The sequence below is a fragment of the Microcoleus sp. MON1_C1 genome, assembly GCF_036701945.1.
In the GTDB taxonomy this organism is placed as follows: domain Bacteria; phylum Cyanobacteriota; class Cyanobacteriia; order Cyanobacteriales; family Microcoleaceae; genus Microcoleus.
The window spans coordinates 1-21531 of record NZ_JAUBRO010000046.1 but is presented as its reverse complement, the minus strand read 5'-3'; the positions used below and the strand labels follow the sequence as shown (position 1 = coordinate 21531).

The 21531-nt window shown below is 45.0% G+C and carries 18 protein-coding genes and 1 pseudogene; 9 read left to right on the top strand and 10 right to left on the bottom strand.

The annotated features are described in order from the left end of the window. Nucleotides 1-18 precede the first annotated feature (18 nt). The gene (locus QUA62_RS22615; protein WP_190663533.1) at nucleotides 19-498 is read left to right on the top strand and encodes an orange carotenoid protein N-terminal domain-containing protein; all 480 of its coding nucleotides are present in this window, start codon (nucleotides 19-21) and stop codon (nucleotides 496-498) included. Nucleotides 499-723: 225 nt separating this feature from the next. Here the strand turns inward: QUA62_RS22615 and QUA62_RS22610 are convergent, their stop codons facing one another. The 4 genes from QUA62_RS22610 to QUA62_RS22595 form a co-directional block, all read right to left on the bottom strand. After that, on the bottom strand, nucleotides 724-1398 hold the full coding sequence (locus QUA62_RS22610; RefSeq protein WP_333284433.1) for an acetoacetate decarboxylase family protein: 675 nt from the start codon (nucleotides 1396-1398) through the stop codon (nucleotides 724-726). A 629-nt stretch (nucleotides 1399-2027) separates the two neighbouring features. Continuing rightward, on the bottom strand, nucleotides 2028-3509 hold the full coding sequence (locus QUA62_RS22605; RefSeq protein ID WP_333406861.1) for an S-layer homology domain-containing protein: 1482 nt from the start codon (nucleotides 3507-3509) through the stop codon (nucleotides 2028-2030). A 185-nt stretch (nucleotides 3510-3694) separates the two neighbouring features. Then, complete coding sequence (locus QUA62_RS22600) at nucleotides 3695-5800, bottom strand: M10 family metallopeptidase C-terminal domain-containing protein (RefSeq protein WP_333406859.1); 2106 nt, start codon at nucleotides 5798-5800, stop codon at nucleotides 3695-3697. Nucleotides 5801-5933: 133 nt separating this feature from the next. Further along, complete coding sequence (locus QUA62_RS22595) at nucleotides 5934-6608, bottom strand: polysaccharide deacetylase family protein (RefSeq protein ID WP_333406857.1); 675 nt, start codon at nucleotides 6606-6608, stop codon at nucleotides 5934-5936. Nucleotides 6609-6687: 79 nt separating this feature from the next. Between QUA62_RS22595 and QUA62_RS22590 the strand changes: the two genes are divergently transcribed. From QUA62_RS22590 to QUA62_RS22565, 6 genes are all read left to right on the top strand, one after another. Beyond that, the gene (locus QUA62_RS22590; protein ID WP_333284441.1) at nucleotides 6688-6822 is read left to right on the top strand and encodes a hypothetical protein; all 135 of its coding nucleotides are present in this window, start codon (nucleotides 6688-6690) and stop codon (nucleotides 6820-6822) included. Nucleotides 6823-7201: 379 nt separating this feature from the next. Further along, the gene (locus QUA62_RS22585) at nucleotides 7202-7969 is read left to right on the top strand and encodes a ChaB family protein (RefSeq protein WP_190739058.1); all 768 of its coding nucleotides are present in this window, start codon (nucleotides 7202-7204) and stop codon (nucleotides 7967-7969) included. 337 nt (nucleotides 7970-8306) lie between these two features. Further along, the gene (rd, locus tag QUA62_RS22580; RefSeq protein WP_333406855.1) at nucleotides 8307-8465 is read left to right on the top strand and encodes a rubredoxin; all 159 of its coding nucleotides are present in this window, start codon (nucleotides 8307-8309) and stop codon (nucleotides 8463-8465) included. A gap of 12 nt (nucleotides 8466-8477) precedes the next feature. Further along, a complete protein-coding gene (locus tag QUA62_RS22575; RefSeq protein ID WP_333406853.1) occupies nucleotides 8478-9737 on the top strand; it encodes an NAD(P)/FAD-dependent oxidoreductase in 1260 nt (419 codons plus the stop codon). A 61-nt stretch (nucleotides 9738-9798) separates the two neighbouring features. Beyond that, nucleotides 9799-10533 (top strand): hypothetical protein, encoded by a 735-nt coding sequence (locus tag QUA62_RS22570; protein WP_333406851.1) that lies wholly within the window; start codon nucleotides 9799-9801, stop codon nucleotides 10531-10533. Nucleotides 10534-10665: 132 nt separating this feature from the next. Beyond that, nucleotides 10666-11439, top strand: a complete 774-nt coding sequence (locus tag QUA62_RS22565) for a class II aldolase/adducin family protein (RefSeq protein ID WP_333406849.1) — start codon at nucleotides 10666-10668, stop codon at nucleotides 11437-11439. 125 nt (nucleotides 11440-11564) lie between these two features. On the opposite strand, the pseudogene QUA62_RS22555 reads toward QUA62_RS22565, so the two are convergent. The 4 genes and pseudogenes from QUA62_RS22555 to QUA62_RS22540 all read right to left on the bottom strand — a co-directional run bounded on the left by QUA62_RS22555 (nucleotide 11565) and on the right by QUA62_RS22540 (nucleotide 14337). Further along, nucleotides 11565-12467, bottom strand: a pseudogene (locus QUA62_RS22555) (Rpn family recombination-promoting nuclease/putative transposase). 41 nt (nucleotides 12468-12508) lie between these two features. After that, a complete protein-coding gene (locus QUA62_RS22550) occupies nucleotides 12509-13255 on the bottom strand; it encodes a HEAT repeat domain-containing protein (protein ID WP_333284451.1) in 747 nt (248 codons plus the stop codon). 337 nt (nucleotides 13256-13592) lie between these two features. Next, on the bottom strand, nucleotides 13593-14129 hold the full coding sequence (locus QUA62_RS22545; protein ID WP_333284453.1) for a GNAT family N-acetyltransferase: 537 nt from the start codon (nucleotides 14127-14129) through the stop codon (nucleotides 13593-13595). 4 nt (nucleotides 14130-14133) lie between these two features. Beyond that, on the bottom strand, nucleotides 14134-14337 hold the full coding sequence (locus QUA62_RS22540) for a hypothetical protein (RefSeq protein ID WP_190663521.1): 204 nt from the start codon (nucleotides 14335-14337) through the stop codon (nucleotides 14134-14136). A gap of 135 nt (nucleotides 14338-14472) precedes the next feature. Here QUA62_RS22540 and QUA62_RS22535 point away from each other — a divergent pair, with 135 nt between their 5' ends. After that, nucleotides 14473-15834, top strand: a complete 1362-nt coding sequence (locus QUA62_RS22535) for a calcium-binding protein (protein WP_333406847.1) — start codon at nucleotides 14473-14475, stop codon at nucleotides 15832-15834. Between the two features lie 214 nt (nucleotides 15835-16048). Further along, nucleotides 16049-17407 carry a calcium-binding protein gene (locus QUA62_RS22530; RefSeq protein ID WP_333406845.1) on the top strand — a complete coding sequence of 453 codons (1359 nt, stop codon included), beginning with the start codon at nucleotides 16049-16051 and terminating at the stop codon, nucleotides 17405-17407. Nucleotides 17408-17619: 212 nt separating this feature from the next. On the opposite strand, the gene QUA62_RS22525 is transcribed toward QUA62_RS22530, so the two are convergent. Continuing rightward, entirely contained in the window at nucleotides 17620-18984 is a 1365-nt protein-coding gene (locus QUA62_RS22525; protein ID WP_333406843.1) for an MFS transporter, read from the bottom strand. Between the two features lie 128 nt (nucleotides 18985-19112). Further along, complete coding sequence (locus tag QUA62_RS22520; protein WP_333406841.1) at nucleotides 19113-21182, bottom strand: Eco57I restriction-modification methylase domain-containing protein; 2070 nt, start codon at nucleotides 21180-21182, stop codon at nucleotides 19113-19115. Nucleotides 21183-21531 lie beyond the last annotated feature (349 nt).

Genomic DNA, 21531 nt, shown 5'->3' with positions numbered 1-21531 from the left:
ATTATTTTGGAGGCTTGAATGACATTTACTACTTCCGGTGCTTACGACCAAGGAAAAGCAGATATTCAGAGCTTGAGTGTAGACGACCAATTAGGTTTGCTGTGGTTTGTTTACACCGAAATGGGCAAGTCAATAACACCAGCGGCTCCCGGTGCTTCCGGTTCCGAAATCGCTCAAGGTTTGTTCGATCAAGTCAAACCGCTGCCGCACGAAGAACAACTACAAGTAATGCGCGACATTGCCTCAAAAGCCAATACTGAAATCAGCCGGATGTACGGCTCGATGAGCCCTGAAACTAAGCTGGCTTTTTGGTATTTCTTAGCAGTAGGAATGGACGAAGGAACTATTATACCCATGCCTCCCGACTATGAACTTCCAGAAGCAGGCAAAGCTTTATTAGGAAAGGTTCAGGCGATGGACTTTCAGCAACAAATTGATTTCCTTCGCGGTACAGTTTTAGTAATGGGTGCTGAAGCCGCTCCGGGCGCTGGCATTTAAAAATAGGACTTACGAAAAAAAACCCGGTTTCTCGGAGAATATTGCGTGTGGCAACGACGCATTTAGGAAGAAACCCGGTTTTTAGCCGTTTGATGCGTAAGTCCTCAAAAAGATTAGTAAGTAGCTCAAACTAATAGGCCGCGCCAGAAACCCGGCTTCTTCAAGAAACCGGGTTTCTGGCTGTTCTGTTTTTTTAGGTTGACGGCGAAGCTCCGCACTTTACAGCTAATAACTGAATTCAAGGGATCTGTTTCCCACAACTTCCGGCGCACCGACTGTTAAACGCAAATCTTCGCAGGCAACTGTTAGCAAGGGCTGACCTAAGTTTAAACTGGCAAAAGGACTTTCTTCTGCCACTTCTAATTCGCCTTTAATCAAACCGCTGCGAGACTGTAATCCTCCTTTAAACAACAGCAAATTGCGGCAGTCAGCGCTGAAAACATTTCCGCTAAAAGGCAGCGGTAAGGCTAAAGTTTGCTTGCTGTAATTGAGGCTGCACAGTTGACGGTTTTCTTGGCTAACTGTGACGCGGTAGCCTAGGGGTGCGGCCTTTACCGAATCGCTGCCTTCCCAACTAAATTGAGCTAATTCTTTAGGAAGTCCCCAAATTTCCCGTCCGCCGGCTACCGAGTTAGGGTTGTCTACGTAGATATGGGAAACCCAAGCGCCCCATTTTCCTGCATAATTGGCGATCGCGCTAACTACAATTAACTCATTGTACTCCATCACCGAACCCAACCCGTAGGAGGATATATAAATGCCACCTAGGGTTTTTCCTGGCAATAAAGAGACTATTTCTAACTCAGAGGGAACCAAGGGGCGCACTCGTGCCACATCTACCAATTGTAAAGTCTGAACAGCATAACCTTGCAGATTCCAAGGTGCAGGTGGGTATACCATTTTCAGTGATTAAATATCTGAGATTTTATCTTTATTTTAGCTTAGGGTCTCAAAAGCGACAGCCCTTTGCATTTTTTCACACATTGTTAGTAAATTTAGTCTATTTAAACAAATTAATATGTGGGCCTAAATTAGATGAATATTTGAATAGGGAATTTAGCTGCTAAAAAGTATGTATTTTACGGTACTATCGGGACGTATAAGCTGTTGTGCATTTAAATTGTATGTTGAGGGCGGGATCTCCTGCCCCCCCACAAGAGTGAAAATTTATTTTACCATGCAATTAAAATGCGGATTAGCTTAATACTAAAGTGTGGTGGGAAATTATTTTTATATATAACTCGGCGATTTAAATCGAAATGTCAACTTTCCTGCTATCTGTAAGAGCAGTTTTTACCCACAATACGTGGCTGTAACTAAAGATTTAAATAAACCAGCCCCCACAAAGGGGTAAATGATCATGTACATTTTTTGGATGAGTATCGAAGTAAAAATTGACGTGGGTTATCTGTTGTGTGGGGGCGGGTTTAGTAATATTGTTAGTTAAAATTAGATATTATTCGTAAAACCCGCCCTACAGACACTATCCGCGTTAATCCGCGTTCATCTGCGCTTAAAGACCTGCAAATCTACTTACTCGCATAACCCGTACTTACCAAAAACTCCCGCAACTTCCCAAAGAATTCAGTGCGATCGCGTCCTTGATAAACTCTCTCCAACAACTGCCAACCTTCCGCCTCCTGGCCCATGACATACTTGTTCGCCATGAAGGCCGCCAAAACCCCCTTCACATCTCCATTATCACTCAAACGCTTGTTAGATTCTAGCCAAAGCTCAGCAGAATTCGTGTATACTTCCACCGGATACTCTTTGCTAACATCTTGCATTTTACCTTGGCGGTACTGCCAAATTTGCAGCGGAAAGCGAGAATCAGCGTAATTTGTAAAAGCCTCGGAAAATCTGCCGTCCTGACTCTTAAACTCTGGGATATCATTTTTGCCAAAATCGACTATTTCGTAACTCACATTGCCCCAGAAATGCTTGACATGAGTGTATTTGTTAGCTGCCGAGTCGTAGCGGTAAATAAACGAATAATTGCAGCAGCGGACGCCGCTTTTGATTGACACCAAATCTGCCAGCACTTCCGGTTCCTTGTCGCCGTCCAAATCACGAATTCGCAGCGATAAAAAACGTCCTTCTGATATTTCTTCGCTGGCTCTTTTGTCGGGATTATCTACTAGGGAACGAGTCGGAATCAGCACGGGTTCTTCTAATAAACTTTTACCGTCGCGGATAATTCTGATGCGGAGATTTTTAGCATTTTCTGCTTCTTTTACGAAAGAAACTTCCGCCCTAACTTTCCCCGCTTCCGAGATTTCTGTTGTTCTCGGCGGGCCGATATTCGCCGGAACTTGGGCAATATATTCGGCAGGAACTAAGGCAGTTTGGCCGGGTTTGGCGAGCGCCTGACAGAAAAAAGTTGCGACTTCGGCGCGAGTAACATTCCGAGTAGGTTCTAGCTGTTTAACAGCAGGATAATTGACCACAAGTTGTTTTTCTGTGGCGGCGGCGATCGCATTTCTTGCCAGTTCGGGAATTTGCGGCGCATCCTCAAAAGTCGCCTCCAAAACCTCAGCCGCCGATCCCGTAGGTGTATATTTCAAGCCGCTGGTTAAAGCTACCAAAGCCTGCCAGCGGGTAATATTCAAAGTCGGGTTAAAGATACTGCCACTGTATCCAGACATAAAACCCGTCTGATAAGCTTCTCGAATTGCTTTAAAACCCCAGTAATTTGTAGGAATATCTGCAAAGTCTATCGGAGCGCGGACGGTTTTGGCATCGGGAAAAGCCATGCGAACCATCGCCGCAAACTCAGCGCGGCTGACGGGGCGATTCGGGCGAAAAGTGCCGTCTTCGTAGTAGCCACTGATAATTTTTTTCTCTGCTAACTCCTCAATACAAGCTTGCGCCCAATGGTCGTTAACATCCTTAAATTTGGCTTGAGCAAATGCCGGCGCTACATTCAGGTCCGGAAACATTAAATTCCCGATGATTATCCCCAAAGCTACGACGAAAGCAATTACAGCTTGACTTTTGTGCGATCGAACCATATAACAGCCTCCTCATAATTCGCAAATATACCAAAACCTACAGCACTAATGCACTCATATTAAAGAAACCGGGTTTTTTTACGAAAATCTTTGGCTGTAGCCCTCAAATTAGGTGAAAAACCCGGTTTATTTGGTGGGAATGCGTAAGTCCTATTGTAAAAAACCCTCGTTTCTGACTATCTCTGCTAAAACAAAGCAGCAGTAGCGCCTGATACACGGAACCGTGGAATAGAATAGCTGATAGCAACTTTGTCACCTGCGATCGCGATGTTATCCCCAAAGGAACTAGCTGGTTGAACATTACCCAAAACGGAACCAAAATCTGTACCCAAATAAGTCTCGATCGGGTGTCCTGTTGTACTGTTAAAGCGATATACAGCGCCTTGAGACTCGTACGAGCTGGCTCCAATCAGAATATCACTGCCTGTAACTGCCAAGCTACCTCCGAAACCATCGTTTGTGTATAAGTTGGAATCGGGGGGGTTTGGGTTGGAAAATTTTCGGATTAATGAGCCTGTATTCCCGTCAAACAGGTACGCTGCACCCCTACCGCGATCGGCAAATGGCGCTCCTATGAGAATATCGTTACCAACTGCTGCGATCGCTATACCGAAAGTAGCACTATTGTCAGCAGGATCTGGGCTTGGCAAAGTTTGGAGGAGTTGACCTGTTATGCTATCGAACAGATAAACTGCTGAATTAATGGATGTTTCCAACGGTTGTTTTGATGAGGCTGCGATCGCAACTTTGTTTCCGACAGCATTTGCATATTCAACCGGAAAAAGATTTCTAGGGATGGGACTAAAAAAGCTTTGCAGTAGCGCGCCTGTATTGGAGTCAAACACGTATGCAGGAGCCACTGTTTGATAACTGAAAGGTAAGTCTGGAGTGGGAGAAATCAGGACGTTGTTACCCACAAAGGCGACTTTTCTAGCAGTGCCGGAGCTAAAAGGTTTGGTATCCCCAGTGCTGAAGCTTTGCAGTAGTGCACCTGTATTCGTATCAAACAGGTATGATTCGTTGCCGCCAGATGAAATCAGGGCTTTATTATCAGCTATAGCGACGTTGTTACCAAAGGAAACAGATTGTGTAGGTGGCCCAAAAGTCTGGAGGTACTTCCCCGTATTAGTGTCAAACAAGCGAGCAGATCCTGGAGCTTTGTTGTCAATGCTTATGCTTCCGAGGAGCAGTCTATTGCCGTCGGCTGCGATCGCATTGACGAAATCGAAGGTTTGAATCGGAGAGGGCGGTTTGTTATCGTCGAGAACTTTTAATGTAGCTGTATTCTGCGTGCTAATATTCGTGATGCCTGTGGGTTCGGTCAATGTCAGCAAAGCCGATCGAGGATAATGACGAATTGCATCATCGACTAAAGGAATATTAACAGTTTTAGGTGTAGTGTCTCCAGCGGCAAAATTGACCGTACCTAACTTGACTGGGAAAAAGGCAGCGTTTAAGTTTGAGGGGCGAAGGCTGGCCCCAACAAATGGATTGGGATAATCCAGCGTTACTGTTGCGCTGACCGCAACGTCGCTGCCGTCTGTGCGAGTCACGGTGACAGTATTGGAAATATTGCTTTCATTGGTTATGAAATCATTGGCGCTAAAAGCTAACCTGCCGGGAACGAGAAAGTCCGAGCGCTCTAAAGTGCTACTGCTAACATCTTTTACAACTGCCAAAAACTCCCCTGTATCTTGCTGAATTACAGTATCGTTTGGATTTTGAGAGTCCGGCAAAATTCTGATATTTTCAAACACAAGCGCGTCTGCTAAGGCAATTTTATCCTCGCCCTTGTCAAAATCAGTAATAGTATCCGCTAGAGCAACAGTAGAACCGCCGAGTTTATTTGTGAGTACAAATACGTCATTACCTTCGTCTCCGGTGAGAGTATCTACACCAGTATCGCCGTTGAGAGTATCGTTGCCGAAGCTGCCAAACAGTGCATCGTTACCTTTGCCTGCCCGCAAAATGTCGTCGTCGGCTAAACCGATAAGAGTATCGTTATCTACTTCGCCTTTGAGTAAGTCATCACCATTTTCTCCTAACAGCGAATCGTCGCCTTTACCGCCGTAAAGTGAATCGTTGCCGTCATTGCCAAAAATGCGATCGTCACCGGCATTCCCCAGAATCAATTCTGCATCTGAGGAACCCGTTACAGTATCCTCTGGGCCCAACAACCAGGCTCCACCAGGAAAATTAGCAAGCTGTCCCACGGAAAGCGTAAGATTTTCCGATGTGTCGTCTCCTACCAAGCGCGGCGGGTTATAAAAAGTGTCTGCTTTTAGTGCCATCTTCGCGTCCTCTTTGCTAAATTGAACTTTTGGCAAGAAACCGGAGTTTTTAATTACAATACTTGCTGAAACCCCTTAATCTCGGTTAAAAAACCCGGTTTCTTTGTTCGGAGTAGCGATCGCACTGACACAATTAGGCAGAAATTTGTTGCCACAGGCGATCGACTGTCACGAATTTGTAACCTTTATACAAAAGCAATGGAATTATTTTATCCGCCGAAGCTGCAACATCTTCGCCGCCGCAATAGCCGTCGTGCAGTACAATAATAGATCCGTTTTCAGTTTGCTGCACGATGCGACTAATAACTTTCTTAACCCCCGGCCGCACCCAATCTTCCGGGACGACACTCCACATTACAGGGCGATATTCCCACTGTTGCAATAACTCTAATGTTCGCGGCGTAAAAATGCCGTTGGGCGGCCGCACGTCCAGGATTAATTTTGGGTCTAAATCGCAAGCTTTGGCAATTGCTTTTTGCGTGTCTTCTAAACTTTGTTTTAGTTCGTGTGTTTTGAGTTTTGGAAACGATATATGCTGATAGCCGTGGAGGCCGACCCAGTGTCCGCGATCGTACACTTCTTTAGCCGTTTCTGGATGCCTGTCCACGCAAAAACCTAGCCAGAAAAAACTAGCTTTGATGTCGTATTTATCTAAAATTTTTAACAGTTGAGGTGTGTGCTGACGGTGCGGCCCGTCGTCAAATGTGAGGGCAATTTCTCGGCTGTTGATATCTCCCGTCCACAGACATCTGGGAAAAGCAGATTTGAGGATGGGATGAACGACAGGAAACAGGGGTGCTAGTGGCATTGATTAACCTTGATAAATGCGATCGGGTAGAAATGAAGCTGCGTTACAATAAAATAAAGTTAACTCAATCTAGGTAAATATGACAACTACGGTTGAGATTGGAACGCTAATTGTCAGCACGCCGGGAACTGGCGACTGCCGCCCCCGCATTGCCAAAACCCGAATTACCGTAAAAAATATTACTATTGATTTTAATGCTGGGCTGACTCCATAAAAAATTATTGATGAAAAACCGCATTTGACTCGATCGCAAATTTATGGTGTACTAGCCTAATATTAGGCGAAGCCAGACAAAATTGACGCAGATATAGCAGCATAAAACGCTGATGAAAAGTGCTTGTAATCGGAATGTACGATAAATTGGAGCAGTTAAAATATAATAAAATAGCAATAGTTAAAAGGTTATTTTATATCTGAAAAACTGTCTCTAATAGATGAGCAATCGCACTTCAAAAAATCTTTAACTCTTTTGATAGATCCTCAAACTATATCCGATAAATCGACCTCTATCTCGCGGTCGATGCGAGCGCCCTACCGTGTCTTCCTATACTGAACACTATCAAAACTAATCGACCAATCATCAAGGAGGAAAAATGACCGAGGAATATTTAGCCGAACGCACAGTTTCAGCCGTCTTTAAGGAAGAAGAACAATTAGACGGTGTAATTCGGCGGTTGCTCGATCGCGGAGTTTCCCGCGACCACATCTCAGTCATGGGAAAAAACTTTCAGTCTAAAACTAGAATTGCCGGCTTTCTTACTAAAAAAGATGTGATTTTAGGCGGTCTGCGAAGCGGGGCGATTTTTGGTTCCTTATTCGGTTCTTTTTTGGCTTTGCTAACTGGCGTCGGCCTGCTGGTTATTCCCTTTGTCGGTACAGTAGTCTCGGCGGGCCCGCTGGGTGCTGCACTGTTGGGTGCAGCTAGCGGGGCGATCGCAGGTTCGGCCGGTGCTGGTCTAGTTTCCGCTTTAGTCACTTTGGGAATGCCCGAAGACAAAGCAACTATCTATCAAACCCGCGTTGAAGCAGGCGAATTTCTCGTGATGGCAGAAGTTCCCGCAGATAAATCGGGCGAATTTCAACTCTTGCTAGAAAGTGCAGGCGGCGAAGAAGTTTCAGTTAGCGAGATGACCCTGCCGCGCGCCGTTAAAGGTCGCTGCAATAGTCCGGCAGATTTGTCTCCAGAAGTGCGATCGCACCTGTCGGAAGCAGCTCAAAAAACCTTTATGGAATCATACAACGCCGCATTTGATGAAAGCAACGACTCGATACAAGCCGAACACACCGCTTGGGACGCCATTCACCAGCAGTATGAAGAAGATGAAAACGGCGTTTGGACCAAGCCTTTAGCGAAAGTCTAGTCTGGCAATCGCACTAAACTAATAAAAAATACAATCAAGCCTCTAGAACGGCGGTTCTGGAGGCTTTGACGATTTTAGATTTTAGATTTTAGATTTTATAATTGTGCAAGACTTACTTCGTAAAGACTTGGAAATTACGGAAAGTCTCATTACTTTTTGAAAGTGGTATAGCAATCCTCGCATCATTTGTGAATTTCTTACTCCCGAGCGAGCGGGTTCGAGGAGGGTTGGGGTGGGGTAAAAAATTTACGACTCATTTAGTAGGATTGCTATATTGCACTAGGTTGCGTTGTCAAGTACAATCTATAGGCTTACAATATAAAATTGAGTTAAGCAAATGCAAAAATACGTTTGTACAGTTTGCACTTACGTCTACGATCCAGAAGTAGGCGACCCCGACGGAGGCATAGAGCCCGGTACTGCCTTTGAAGATATCCCCGACGATTGGGTTTGTCCCACTTGTGGGGCGAAAAAATCCGATTTTGAACCAGAATAAGCGAGAAAAAATTTGTCCGATCGAATCCTCAAAATTACAGTTATCGGCGGCGGTGCTGCAGGTTTTTTTAGTGCAATTACCTGTGCCAAAACCTACCCGCAGGCCCGCGTCACTTTACTAGAAGCTGGCCGACAACTCCTGGCAAAAGTTCGCATCTCGGGCGGCGGGCGCTGCAACGTTACTCACGCTTGTTTTGACCCTGGTGTTTTAGTGCAGAATTACCCCAGAGGTGGGAAAGCTCTGCGCGGTGCTTTTACTCGATTTCAACCGCGCGATACTGTAGAATGGTTTGCAGGTCACGGTGTGAAGTTGAAAACAGAAGAAGACGGGCGAATGTTTCCGACCACCGACGATTCGGGGACAATTGTTAACTGTTTGATCCGGGCTGCTGAGGATGCAGGCGTAAAAATTCGCACCGGTGATGCAGTAGTTTCAGTAAATAAATTAACGGGCAATACCGCAGAGGGCGAACACGGAGACACCGCCCCTAGTTTTGAAATTGAGTTGAAATCCGGGGAGAAATTGAAGTGCGATCGCATTCTTCTGGCTACAGGCAGCAATCCTTCGGGTTATAAGTGGGCAAAAGAGTTAGGTAATACTGTAGAACAGCCCGTTCCTTCTCTATTTACTTTTAATATTTCCGACAGCAGAATCAAAGAATTAGCTGGAATTTCTGTTCCTAATGCTAAGGTGAAATTGCCGGGAGCTAAATTAGAACAAAGCGGGCCTTTGCTAATTACTCACTGGGGTTTGAGCGGGCCTGCTGTCCTCAAACTTTCGGCTTGGGGTGCGAGATTTTTGCACGATCGCCATTATAAAACATCTGTGCTGATTAATTGGCTTCCCCAGTACAATGCGGAAGTTTTGCGGCAGCAACTGCTAGCAGTTAAGTCGCAGTTGTCGCACCGATTGATTGTCTCTAGCTGTCCGTTTCCGGTGCCGCGCCGCCTCTGGGAACGTTTGACAAGTTCGATCGGCATTGATGAGCAAAAACGCTGGGCAGACTTATCTAACAAAACCCTCGATCGCCTCCTGCAAGAACTCGTTCAAGGCGAATATCAGATTGCAGGAAAAGGGGCATTTAAAGAAGAGTTCGTCACCTGCGGCGGTGTCAACCTCAAAGAAGTCGATTTCAAGACAATGGAAAGCCGCCGCTGTCCCGGACTTTTCTTTGCTGGCGAAATCTTGGATATCGACGGCGTAACGGGCGGTTTCAACTTCCAAAGTGCTTGGACTACGGCGTGGTTGGCCGGTTTGGCGATCGGCAAATGAACTCGATTTAGACGGGCAATTATTAAATTTTGTGTTATTTTTGAATTAAGAGGCACAAAATGTGATTTCTGTTGAGCCTGTAGAAGAAATTCGCAGTTTTGCCTCCTTCCACATCGGGGTCAAACACATGAAAAACGTTAAGCTGAAAACCTTAAAATTCCCGAACCCCACTGACAGCCATCTGGACTCGCCTTTGATAGAAAAAAATGGCTTGGTGGAACTTAACCCAAAATTTACAAATCCTGAATTTTTAACCAACTGGATTTTTGAGACAAACCTGTACGGCGAAGCAGTTTCAATCGACCACTTTGTCATCACATTTTCCAGCCGAACCGAACTCGAAAACTACGCCGCATCTTTCCGCCCTTTCGGCGCCAAAACAGTTGAAGGCCCCGACTTGTTCCCGCTCAACTTTTGTGCGGAAAACATTAATGTTCCCTCCGACTTGTGGCTGCATTTAATGACCTTATTAATGCCAGCAGGCGGCTTAGTAGTATTAGATGCGCCCCACGCAGCCGGCGACCAAACAGACCGCTTCCAGCAAGAAAGAGGATTAGAAGCAGTTCACCACGTCGCGATTCGAGTCGAAAACGTGCAGAATGCTGCTAAAATATGGCAAAACAAAAACTTTAAACCGCTATCAGAGCGTCCTTTAAACTCCGGCTCATTAACCCAGTGGTTTCTGCAAAACCCCGCCGGACAAATCATCGAATTAATAGAACGTCACCCCGGCAACAACGCTACCTTTGACTGCAAAAACATAGCAGGTTTGCGCCTCAGTGAAATCGCAGTTTAGTAAGGCAGGCAAGATGCCTGACCCACAGTTCCCAATTCAAATTTCCCAATTCAAAATTTATCTCGTTCCCAGTCTCTGACTGGGAATGCCGATTCGGAGGCTCTGCCTCCTGTCTTTTCACTAATAAAATATATGGTTGCCCTAAAAATCCCAAAAGTCACTTTTCAACCCCCAACATTCAACTCACTTGAAGAAGAACGCCGCCACCGCAAACAACGTTTAGCCGCCGCATTTCGATTATTTGCCCGCTTCGGATTCAGCGAAGGAGTGGCCGGACATATCACCGTCCGCGACCCCGAACACCTCGACCATTTTTGGGTCAATTCTTTTGGAATGCACTTTAGTTTAATTCGAGTCAGCGACCTAATTTTAGTCAACCACAAAGGCGAAGTTGTTGAAGGAAATAAACCCGTAAACGAAGCAGCATTTGCCATTCATTCCCAAGTGCACAGCGCCCGCCCCGACGTAATCGCAGCAGCCCACGCTCATTCTCCCTACGGCAAAAGTTGGTCGAGTTTGGGCCGCCTGCTTGACCCGCTGACGCAAGATGCTTGTTCTTTTTATGAAGACCAAGCTTTATTTGACGATTACACCGGAGTTGTTTTGGAAATCGAAGAAGCTAAACGCATCGCCAAAACTTTAGGTAACAAAAAAGCCGTTATCTTACAAAATCACGGACTGTTAACAGTAGGTCAAACAGTAGATGAAGCAGCTTGGTGGTTTATTGCAATGGAACGTTCTTGTCAAGCGCAGTTAATGGCCGAAGCTGCGGGAAAACCCATTCTCATCAAGCCAGAATGTGCGCGTTTTACACAGCAGCAAGTAGGGTCTCACCGGATGGGATGGTTTAGCTTTCAACCGCTTTATGACATGATAGTGCGCCGGGAACCCGACCTATTAGATTAGAAATTCGGCGGTGGAAACTCGGCGGTTGAAACCGCTACTACACAAACAAAGTTCGCCTGCTGCGGCTAAAGAATAAAGGGGGTATTAAAGCCGGATTTAGTATCAGGAGTGCAAAAGTTATAAATTCATGCTGAAGCCGATTCAAGCCCAGCTATCAAATCCTCTTGACTGGTAAAATCTAACAAGATTTCTCCTAAATTATCCAATAGTTCGGGAGATAGCTGCTGGATGCGAGTTTGAATTTTTGGTGGGATTTCGCCAGTGCGCCGCGCGATTTGACGCAATATTAATTCTGTTTGCCCCTCAATTATGCCTTCTTGGCGGCTTTTAATAATAGCACCGCGCTGGTCTTCAAAAAACATTTCCCGCTTTTCCAATTCCTCTAATTCCTTAAGGGTTAAATTAGTTCTGCTGGCGATGGAAAAAGCTGTTTGAATTTCGGTAATTGATGCAAACTTTTCAGGAATTTCGTCGAATAGAGGAGCATTTTTGATAAAATAAATCCAGCTTTGAATTATGTTTTCGACTTGTTCTAGTTCTTTGTTTAACTTGGGCAGTTCGACAAACACTAATTCGATTTCTCTGTTATAATACTCGAAGTTTTATTCGAGTTCTTTAAATACAAAATGAGTGAGAAACTTTTCGGTATTTTCAAACAGAACAAAATCAGTAATTGTTAAAGCAATCAAAGGATTTAATTTAGAGTATCCTTCCCTGGGTCTGAGTTGAGTTGCGTAGGTTTTGGTGGCATTGTATACTACCCGTTTAGTAAAAGCTTCTACATTTATTACCTGCATTTCGATAATCACAGTTTTGTTGCCTGTAATTTTGGCTTTAACATCCAGGTAAGTGTCTTTTAATCCAGTAACGCTCGGCGCGGCGTAAGGATCAATAATTTCTAAATCTTCAATGGTTGGCTGTGCGTCATAGAGCAGAGCATTGAGGAAGCTAATCAAAATGTCTTTGCTCTGGGGCGAAGCAAAGATTTTTTTGAAACCAAATTCTGTCTTGGGATTGATGAAATTGATAATTGGGAATTAGTAAGTGGTGTTTAATTGTGGTAATGATATCACAAAAGTCCTTCCATTTCTAAGTCTTCAATTATCTGCAATCCGCGCGGGTCGCCGACTCGCAAGAGTGAAGATTTAGCATCTTCCCGCACGCCCATATCTTCATCTTCTTCTAAAGCTTCAATCAGACCATCGATCGCCCCAGCGTACACTATATTATTCGGCAATTCCCGGGCCAGTTGCCCGATCGCCCAAGCGGAATTACTTCGCACAGCAGATACAGAATCTCCCCGCAGCGCTTCAATCAACGGCGGAATCGCAGCAATCACCACAGAGTAACCAACTTTTGCCATTTGACCCAGAGAACTCGCCGCCCACAAACGCACCGCCGAAATATCAGTTTTCAGAGCATCAATTAAAGATGGCAAAGTGCGGTGGTCGCTGCAATTTCCCAGGGCCCAAACTACCCCTTTGCGAACGTAACCGTTCCAGTCGCAGTTAAGCTGAAGAATCAGCGGTTCCACAGCATCGGGACTCGGATTTCGCCCCAACGCATAAGCTGCGCTCACCCGCACCAGGGGGCAACCGTCTCTCAACAAATTAATTAAATGCGAAATTGCTCGATCGTCCTGCAGTTCGCAAAAAGCCCGCGCCGCAATCATCCGGTGCTGAGGTTCCGGGGATTCCAGCAAAGGCAGCATTTCCTCGGGATCTGGCAGCGGGGGTTCGGATTCATAAATTTGATCCAAAGGGCTTTCCAGTTCCGTGTCAGTATCAAGGGCGTTGGAGTAGTCGTTATTGTTCATAAAAAAACTTTACCGCACAGAGGATGCTCCTAAGCAACTCAGTCAGCACTCAGCACTCAGCAGTCAATAATTGTAGGGTGCACGCGCAGTACCTTACTACAAACAAATACCTCTGCTGTCACCTAAGTTGGTACCGAGGACTTCAGTCCTCACAATTGCTGTCACCTAAGTTTGTAGTGAGGACTGAAGTCCTCATAATTTGGATGAATCAGGACTAAAATCCTTACTACAAACGAATATCTCTGCTGTTACTTAAGTTGGTAGTGAGGACTGAAGTCCTCATAATTGGGATGAATCAGGACTTTAGCCCTGATTCCAAACCAGTATAATTTATATTTCAAAGGGATTTGAGCATGGAGAGGGAATGACTTTGATAGCCTAATTTTTGATAGAGATTCACCGCAGGCTGATTGCTCAGAAATACTTGCAAACCAATTTGCCGATCGCCCCTTTCCCGCGCCCAATTTTCAGCATGAATAACTAAAGCTGCACCGATCCCCAGACGGCGATGTTCCGGTGCTACGTACAGCAAAAAAATGTGAGCGTAGCGTTCTCCGGTGGTTTGGTCGATCGCATTTCCCAACCACAAACATCCGACAACCGATGTCAGATTTTGGACTTGAGATTGTGGATTGAGATACTGCGAGGGAAGCACCGGCAAAATTTCTGCCTCTTCCTGGCTGTTTTTCTGGCACTCTACCCACCAAACCGGCGTCTGGTTAGAAAAATACTGCTCGACAGTTTGAGCCAAATGTTCCAATTCCCCATCCGGGTAAAGCTCTCGGTAAGTCCGGTGCATAAACTTTACCAGTTTTGCCCGATCGAGTCCAGATCCTGAGCGCAGCCCGTAGCCCGGTATTAATTGAGCAGACATCAGCTCACCGGACACGCAAAGCGGAATAATTTAGCCCCAAGAAAATTGGATTCACTACTGCCGCTTGCTTTTGGGGGATCGCTTCCTCAATCGGTGCCGGGGCCGCCATGTCAGCCGGCAAAAAGATGCGAGCGCTGACTGCTACCAGAGCCGCAAAAAATACTAATATCGCTATAAATGGAGCAATGTATTGACGAATGATAGCCATAACCGCAAAAACTAGATTCTTGAGTTGATATTATCAAGTCTACCATAAAATCTTGTCAGCTATAATGGCTCCTATTGGACACTTAGCTCAAGAAGAGAGCGTTCGCAAATACCAACAACCACCAAATCTAATATTATGAGTGCCTCGCCTGCTGTTTATGAAGCTCTGGCTAAGTCAATTGTTTTTTTAAATCAAAAACCTAACGCACAAAATGAAGTTTCGCGTTTCCTAGATACTAATGGCTACTATATCGATCGCATATTCGACGACCCAGAAACAAACTTTTATGCGATCGGGTTCGGTTCATCCAATCCCGAAAACCCGCCAGCCCTCGTATTTAAAGGTACAGACTTCATCGACGGCGACGCTATCTTTTCCGACTCGCGGGACATTGGTTTACCTGAATTTGAAAAGAACAAAGATAATATCAAAAACTGGCTAACAGAAATCGGTCAAGATACAGGTAAAAACCCCAGCAAATTATTGCCCGATGTCATCGGGCACAGTTGGGGCGGAGCAGTCGCTCAAATTGTAGCAACCGAATACACATCTCTGACCGGCGATATCTTTACTTTCAACTCTCCGGGAGTGTCAGCGAGTACATTCACCACTTTTCGGAGAAATCTCAGCAGGGCAGGCAACAAAAATGTCACTCACTACATTGTCAGCGGAGATTTCGTCAGCTTGTTTGGGGAAGCATTTATCCCGGGTAAAGTATTTATCCAAAGTTTTACAGACCCGAGTATTAATCCCTTAACTGTTTTGGCAAAACATCGAACTGAAAATTTGTTAACTACTCCGCCCGTGGGTTTTTTGCAGAGGCAAATTTCCGTAGAACAATTAAACAGTCCCGAATTTACTTATAACAACGACTCCGATTTTAACGAATTTATCGCTGCCCTAAATTTTCCCTTGGCCAATGTGTCCATCCCAATCAGAACCAGAGGCGGTGCAGAGAGTTTGAGAACAGCACCAGAATTTTCTTTTGTGCAGTTAATCAGACAAATGCAATACGGTTTAGCTCCCTTGCAACCGAATTATTTATTAGGGGACGATCGCAACAATACTGCTACTGGCGGCCCTGGAGAGGATACAGTTATCGGCAATCGCGGTAACGATACTCTCAGAGGCAATCGAGGTAATGACAGCATCACCGGTGGTGATGGCGACGACTTCTTGTACGGCGGCAGAGATAACGATTATTTTGACGGTGGCGACGGAAATGATTTGATTTCCGGCGAGTTTGGCAACGATTTTTTAATGGGCGGCGCGGGGCGCGATCGCTTTGTATTGGAATCCGGCGGCGGGGCCGATGTGATTGTAGATTTTCAAGATAGTGCAGATTTAATTACACTGTCGCGGGGTCTAACTTTTCCTCAAATTAGAGTAACCCAAGCGGGTGACGGAGCTTTAATTACTATCCCGATTACTGGTGAAGTTCTTGCTACTCTCAGAGGGGTAGTGGCAAGCGATATTACGCGGGTAGATTTTGTATAGCTTGAGAGCGATAAAACTGTATAGTTTTGGTGCCGCTAAACAGGGTTGGTTTGGTAGGGTATTTGTTGTTTGTAACAAAAAAATAGCGCTTAAATTACCCCTAAAAAGCCACTAAAAATGACCAATTAATATGGTTAATAAACGAAGTTTATTGTAAACTTAGTTAAGTAGCTGAAAAACTAATTCCCCATCAAACGACAGGAAATAAAAAAATATGCCCTCATCCCCCGCCGCTTACGAAACTATAGCCAAGCAACTTGTTTACATAGATAACAACCCCCAGTCCCAAACCTTAGTTCAAACAGGTTTGAGCGCTGCTGGCTACCAAATCGATCGCACTTTTGACGATCCCGCGACTGGATTTCACGCGATCGGCTTAATTTCCACCACCCCAGACAAACCGCCGGTTTTAGTATTTCGCGGCACCGACTCGCCCGTAGACGATCTTGCCAACGCAGACCAGCGCGGCGCCGGTTTCAACCAATTTGAAGCCAACAAACAAGCCTTAGGAAATTGGCTGACACAAATCAGTCAAGATACAGCAAAAAACCCCAGCCGCTTGCCACCAGACCTTCTGGGACACAGCTTGGGCGGCGCCATAACGCAACTAGCCGCCACTGAATTTACCTCTACTATCGGAGATGTTGTCACCTTCAATTCTCCCGGAGTTGATCAAAACACTGTCAATACATTCAAGCAGAAAGTCGGTGCCGGAAAAAATGTAACTCACTACATCGTTAGCGGCGATTTTGTGAGTTTGGGAGGTGAAGCTTTTCTCCCAGGAAAAGTAGTTCTTCAAACATTTACTAACCCGATTATTGACCCGCTACTTGTCTTAGACAAGCACACCCAAAGCGGTTTGTTAAGTTCTCCTCCTCCCGGCTTGACTCAGACTGAAATCTCTGTAGACCAGTTGAACCGCCCGGATTTCACTTTCACAGATTCCGATTATTTAGAGCTGTTAGCGGGCTTAGATTTTGCACTGCCAGCCTTGGGAACATCGCTGGAATCGCGCAGCAGTTTAGAGCAATTAAGAACCACTCCGGGAACCTCCTTTTTAGGAAACGTTGTAGCAATGAAAACTGCTCTCGATGTATCCCAAATTAATAATTTAGTCGGCGACGATGCCAACAATACAGCATCAGGTTTGGCAGCGGACGATATTATCACTGGCAATGGGGGAAACGACACTCTCAGCGGCAACAAAGGCAACGATATTATCAGCGGTGGCACCGGCAACGATCTGCTATTAGGTGGCAAAGGCGATGACAATTTGATCGGGGGAGAAGGAGACGATACGCTCATGGGCGCAGGGGGTACAGATCTCTTAATTGGTGGCGCTGGACGCGACGTATTGGTGTTAGGAGTAGGTGCCGGTACAGATACACTTGTAGACTTTCAAAAGGGTCAAGATTTAATCGGTTTGAGCGGAGGTTTGACCTTCAACCAACTGAGAGTTACTGAAGGCGATTTTTCAACGACGATTGAAATTGCCCGTAACGGCGAACTTCTTGCCAGTATTCCTAGCATTCTAAGTAGTCCGCTAACAGCCACTGATTTTATTGCGATTTAGTTGGGCGCTGGCAATACAGATATTCCGTAGGGACACAACATTGTTGTGTCCTTATTTTATTTTATGAAGGCACGCACAATTTATACCAGTTAGCGATTAAAAACATCCATATTCCTGTAGGGGCAGGTTCGGCTGAATATCGAAAAAGTAGTGCAGATATTGCTCAACCCACCCCCGCCCGAATCTTATAGTTATAACGACTAGACTTGATATTAATCGAAATCGTCCAGTCCAGGCCTGGGCATGGATGCTAATTTTTTCTCATCTTCTAGGGGCAGAAAGAAAATGGTTAGCATACCGGGAATCACAGCCAGCGCGCTCATCAAAAAATAATTTTGATAGCCGAGATTCGCCTGCAAGTAGCCGCTAAAAACGCCCGGAATCAGCACTCCTGCAGCCATAAAAGCCGTTGTAATTGCATAGTGAGATGCTTCGTATTCAGGGCGGACAGTCCGCATCAAGAAGACTGTATAGGCAGCTACGCCAAGTCCGTAAGTAAATTGCTCGATCGAATTTACAGCATAAGCCCATTCAATCCCCGGTTGATTTATTGCCAACAGCCAATACAGCACGTTAGTCGAATTTTGCAGAATTGCCGTCGGCCACATCCATTTTTTCAATCCTTGTTTGGCAATCAAATAGCCGCCTAGTAACCCTCCTATTAACAGAAAAATTACCCCGATCGTACCCGATAACAGACCCATGTCCGATGTAGAAACTGCTAATCCTCCTTTCTCCACTTTATCCATTAAAAATGGCGGAGCCATTTTAAACGTCAAGGCATCGCCCAAGCGAAAAATCAAGACATAAGTCACAATCCAACCAATTTTATCTTGCTGAAAATAAGTTTTAAATGCTTCGATAAAGCTTGTTGTTTGCTGGGGGGCGCCGGATTCTAGATCGTAATTTCTAGGATAGGGAAGATACCACCGCTGAAAGAGATATATCAGCACAAACATAATCGCACAAATGCCAAAGGCTGTCGCCCATCCGTAGTTAAGCGCAGACACGCTAAAATCCGAACCGAAAAGTGACAGTGGAATGTTTTGATATATTTTGGTGTCGCCTGTACTTCCGGTGACTAAATGCTGTTCGGCCAGTTTCCCGGCTAAGAACACCAATACACCGCTACCGGCAATGACAGCACCTCTATAAGCCGTGTTGCGAACCCCGACAAACAAGGCTTGCTGGTCTTTATTGAGAGTGTTTAAATAAAATCCGTCAATGGCGATGTCGTGAGTAGCTGACACAAAGGCGATCGCCGTAAAGATAACAAGCGATATAATAATCGGTGCCGGCGTTAATACGCCAAAAGCTAGGAAAGCAAACAGAAAAGCACAAATGATTTCGGTTGTTAAAATCCATTTGCGTTTGGTGGAATACAAATCAACGACGGGCCCCCACAAACCTTTTAAAACCCAAGGAAAAGACAACAGACTTGTTAATCCGATGAGTTCGTTGCTGGTTCCCATACCTTTCAAAAAAATCACCGACATTAAATTAACGACGGTGTAAGGGAGACCTTGAGCGAAGTATAATACTGATACCCACAATCCAGCGTTATGCTTTTTTTCCATTGCAGAGATATTTTACCTAGTTACTTATTTGATTTACTGAGTGCGATCGACAATTCCGGTCAATTAAACCGCTTGCATCACAGTATATGTCATTCCGATCCCAGCGGCAGCCATATAAACAGTGTATTTTAGCAGCCTTCTGACTCACAAATATTTCTATTTTTGGAATAACCCTGCAAAAAATTTTCTCCGTTAAAATGAACGAGGTAAGCGCGAACATTCTTGTCCCAATCATAAGTGCCATAGGTTCGCAGTAGTTCCAAAGCACTTTCTTCTATCTGATATGCAGTTTTTGGACTATTCACCGGACGTTCTGGACTGTCAGGATTAACAACAATTAAACCTGCATCTAGAAACTGATGCACAGTCTGGCGACGCACAGTTTCCCGCGTATTTGGTGCATATTTTTTACTGTACTCCTCCTCCATAAATTCCATAATTGGTGTGATTCCCCGAAGTGGAGATTTTGCCAATTCCCAAGCTTCCTTTGGCTTGAGGTCAAGCAAAGCCAGAAGGGTTAAGGCGGAACGTTCGTTAAGCTGACCTTTTGGAAAACCCAGCGCTGCAAGTATTTCTAGAGATTCATCAATACGGTTCTTGATTGTCATTGGGCTATTTTCTAACGGATTGGTCGCGTTAAGCAGTTGTGTCTCGACGAGTTGATCGATCTCCCGCTGTGTAGGAAATATTTCTCCAATTTGAGCGCCAAGTAAAAGTAATTGCTCTAGATTAGGATACTTCAAATTGCGTAAATCCGTAGCATTAACTTGAGTGTGTCCGTTGAACAGTCGAAAAAACGCATCTACCAAACTCGAATTTAGATAAACGGCCAATCCCCGCGCGAGGGTGAGGTCTAATCCGCGTCCCTGTTGGTGAAAGTAATTCAAATGGTTCTCAAAACCAACGCTAGAACTATTAATCTTATTGGCATCCCAGACAACTGCAACAATTCGCTTTTTCTCTTCCTTTGAGGAGAAGCGCTTGCTCAAAACATAATGTTCGTTAGGTACGAGGAGTGCAGCAGTTTTTGCCGTGACAGCTAAAGCTTGATGCTTTCTCGTTGCTGTGGGATATTCAACACCGCCAGCCGAGAAGTGTGCGGGATAAATCAGCGGAACTGTACCGTTCTCAGGTTTTAGCCGCAAGTCAGAGCGAACACGAAAATCTACAACTTTCCCGGTAGAAACTGTTAAACCTAATTCCTCTAGGGTGCAAATAAATTGAGCCATTTGATCGACTACTTTCTGGCTGACCGAATCCGGTAGAATCCGAATAAATTGCTCGGAATCATTGGGATTAATTAGGGCGGTATACGGCAGTTGGTGAGACAATACCAGGTCGTCGCCCACGCTGCTGCTTGAGGTAATTAGTACAGTATCTGGCTGTTCTATTTGTTTGGTGGCGCGCACAATAATAGTTTCTTGCAGCACCGCATCATCGCGAAATGGCAACTGTCGGGATTCAAAGATGTGTACTTGGCGTAAAGCCATCATTTGAAGGAATACTTTGCGGAAATCTCGAAAGTATAAACCGTTGCAAAAGCTGCGGGGAGTAATCGACACTAATTCACCGTTTGGTTTGAGCAGGTGAGCTGCTGCAACTGTGAAGCCAGCGTAGAGATTGCTGGTTTCTAGTCCTATAGAACGCAGCAAGGTTCGGGCTTTGGATTTAGCGTCTATTTTGGCATAGGGAGGATTGATAATTGCATGGGTAAATTCCCGTTTTGCTGGTTGTGTAAATAGATTGGGCTGCAACATATCGGCGCTGTCTTGAATGAAATCTATTTCGCGAATCTCACAGGTAAAAGATATCCCCCAACGCTGACATTCAATACTGCACAATTCTAAAGTTTGCTTGAGGTATTCAATCAAAATAAGGTCAATTTCATAAGCTGTAACGTGCAGGCTGCGCGGTTTGTTTGGGCGCTGACAAAGTTCGCAAACAACTGCTGCTAACAGCGAACCACTTCCTGCACCGGCATCTAAAAGCGATATATCGGGACAGTTAAATTCAAACATTCCCGCCATCAAACTTGCCACTGAGGAAGGTGTTAAAAATTGTCCTTTTTCTCCTCTCTGGCTTTGCTGCAACTTTCGGGTTGCTTCTTGGCGCCAGCCATCTACTCGATCGAGTAAATTGCTTGCAGTTGAGTAGCTGTTACCCGGAAGGGCTAGGGTTTGAAAGTTCTGTACTATCATTTGTTCAAAAAGTGCGATCGCGAGTTCAGTGTATTTTCGCCCAAAATTTCACCGATGTGCAAAAATGTCAAGCGGACTATAAAATATATAACTTATCCAAAAGTATGTTGACTGTTCATATAGCTAGAGCGGGAGGTAGCTAAGGATGACACAAACTCAAACCAAGCGTTATGATTTTACTTAAGTCTCTAGGTGTAAGTTATGACAACTATCAACTGGAATGAAGTTTTAGATAGTATAGCAATTCCATTTGAGATGTAAATATAAATTTCTATGGTAAAATAGGAAAGTTTGATAATAAATGAAAGGAAAGAAAGCAAATGGAAGCCAATCAAAATGAAAAAGAAAG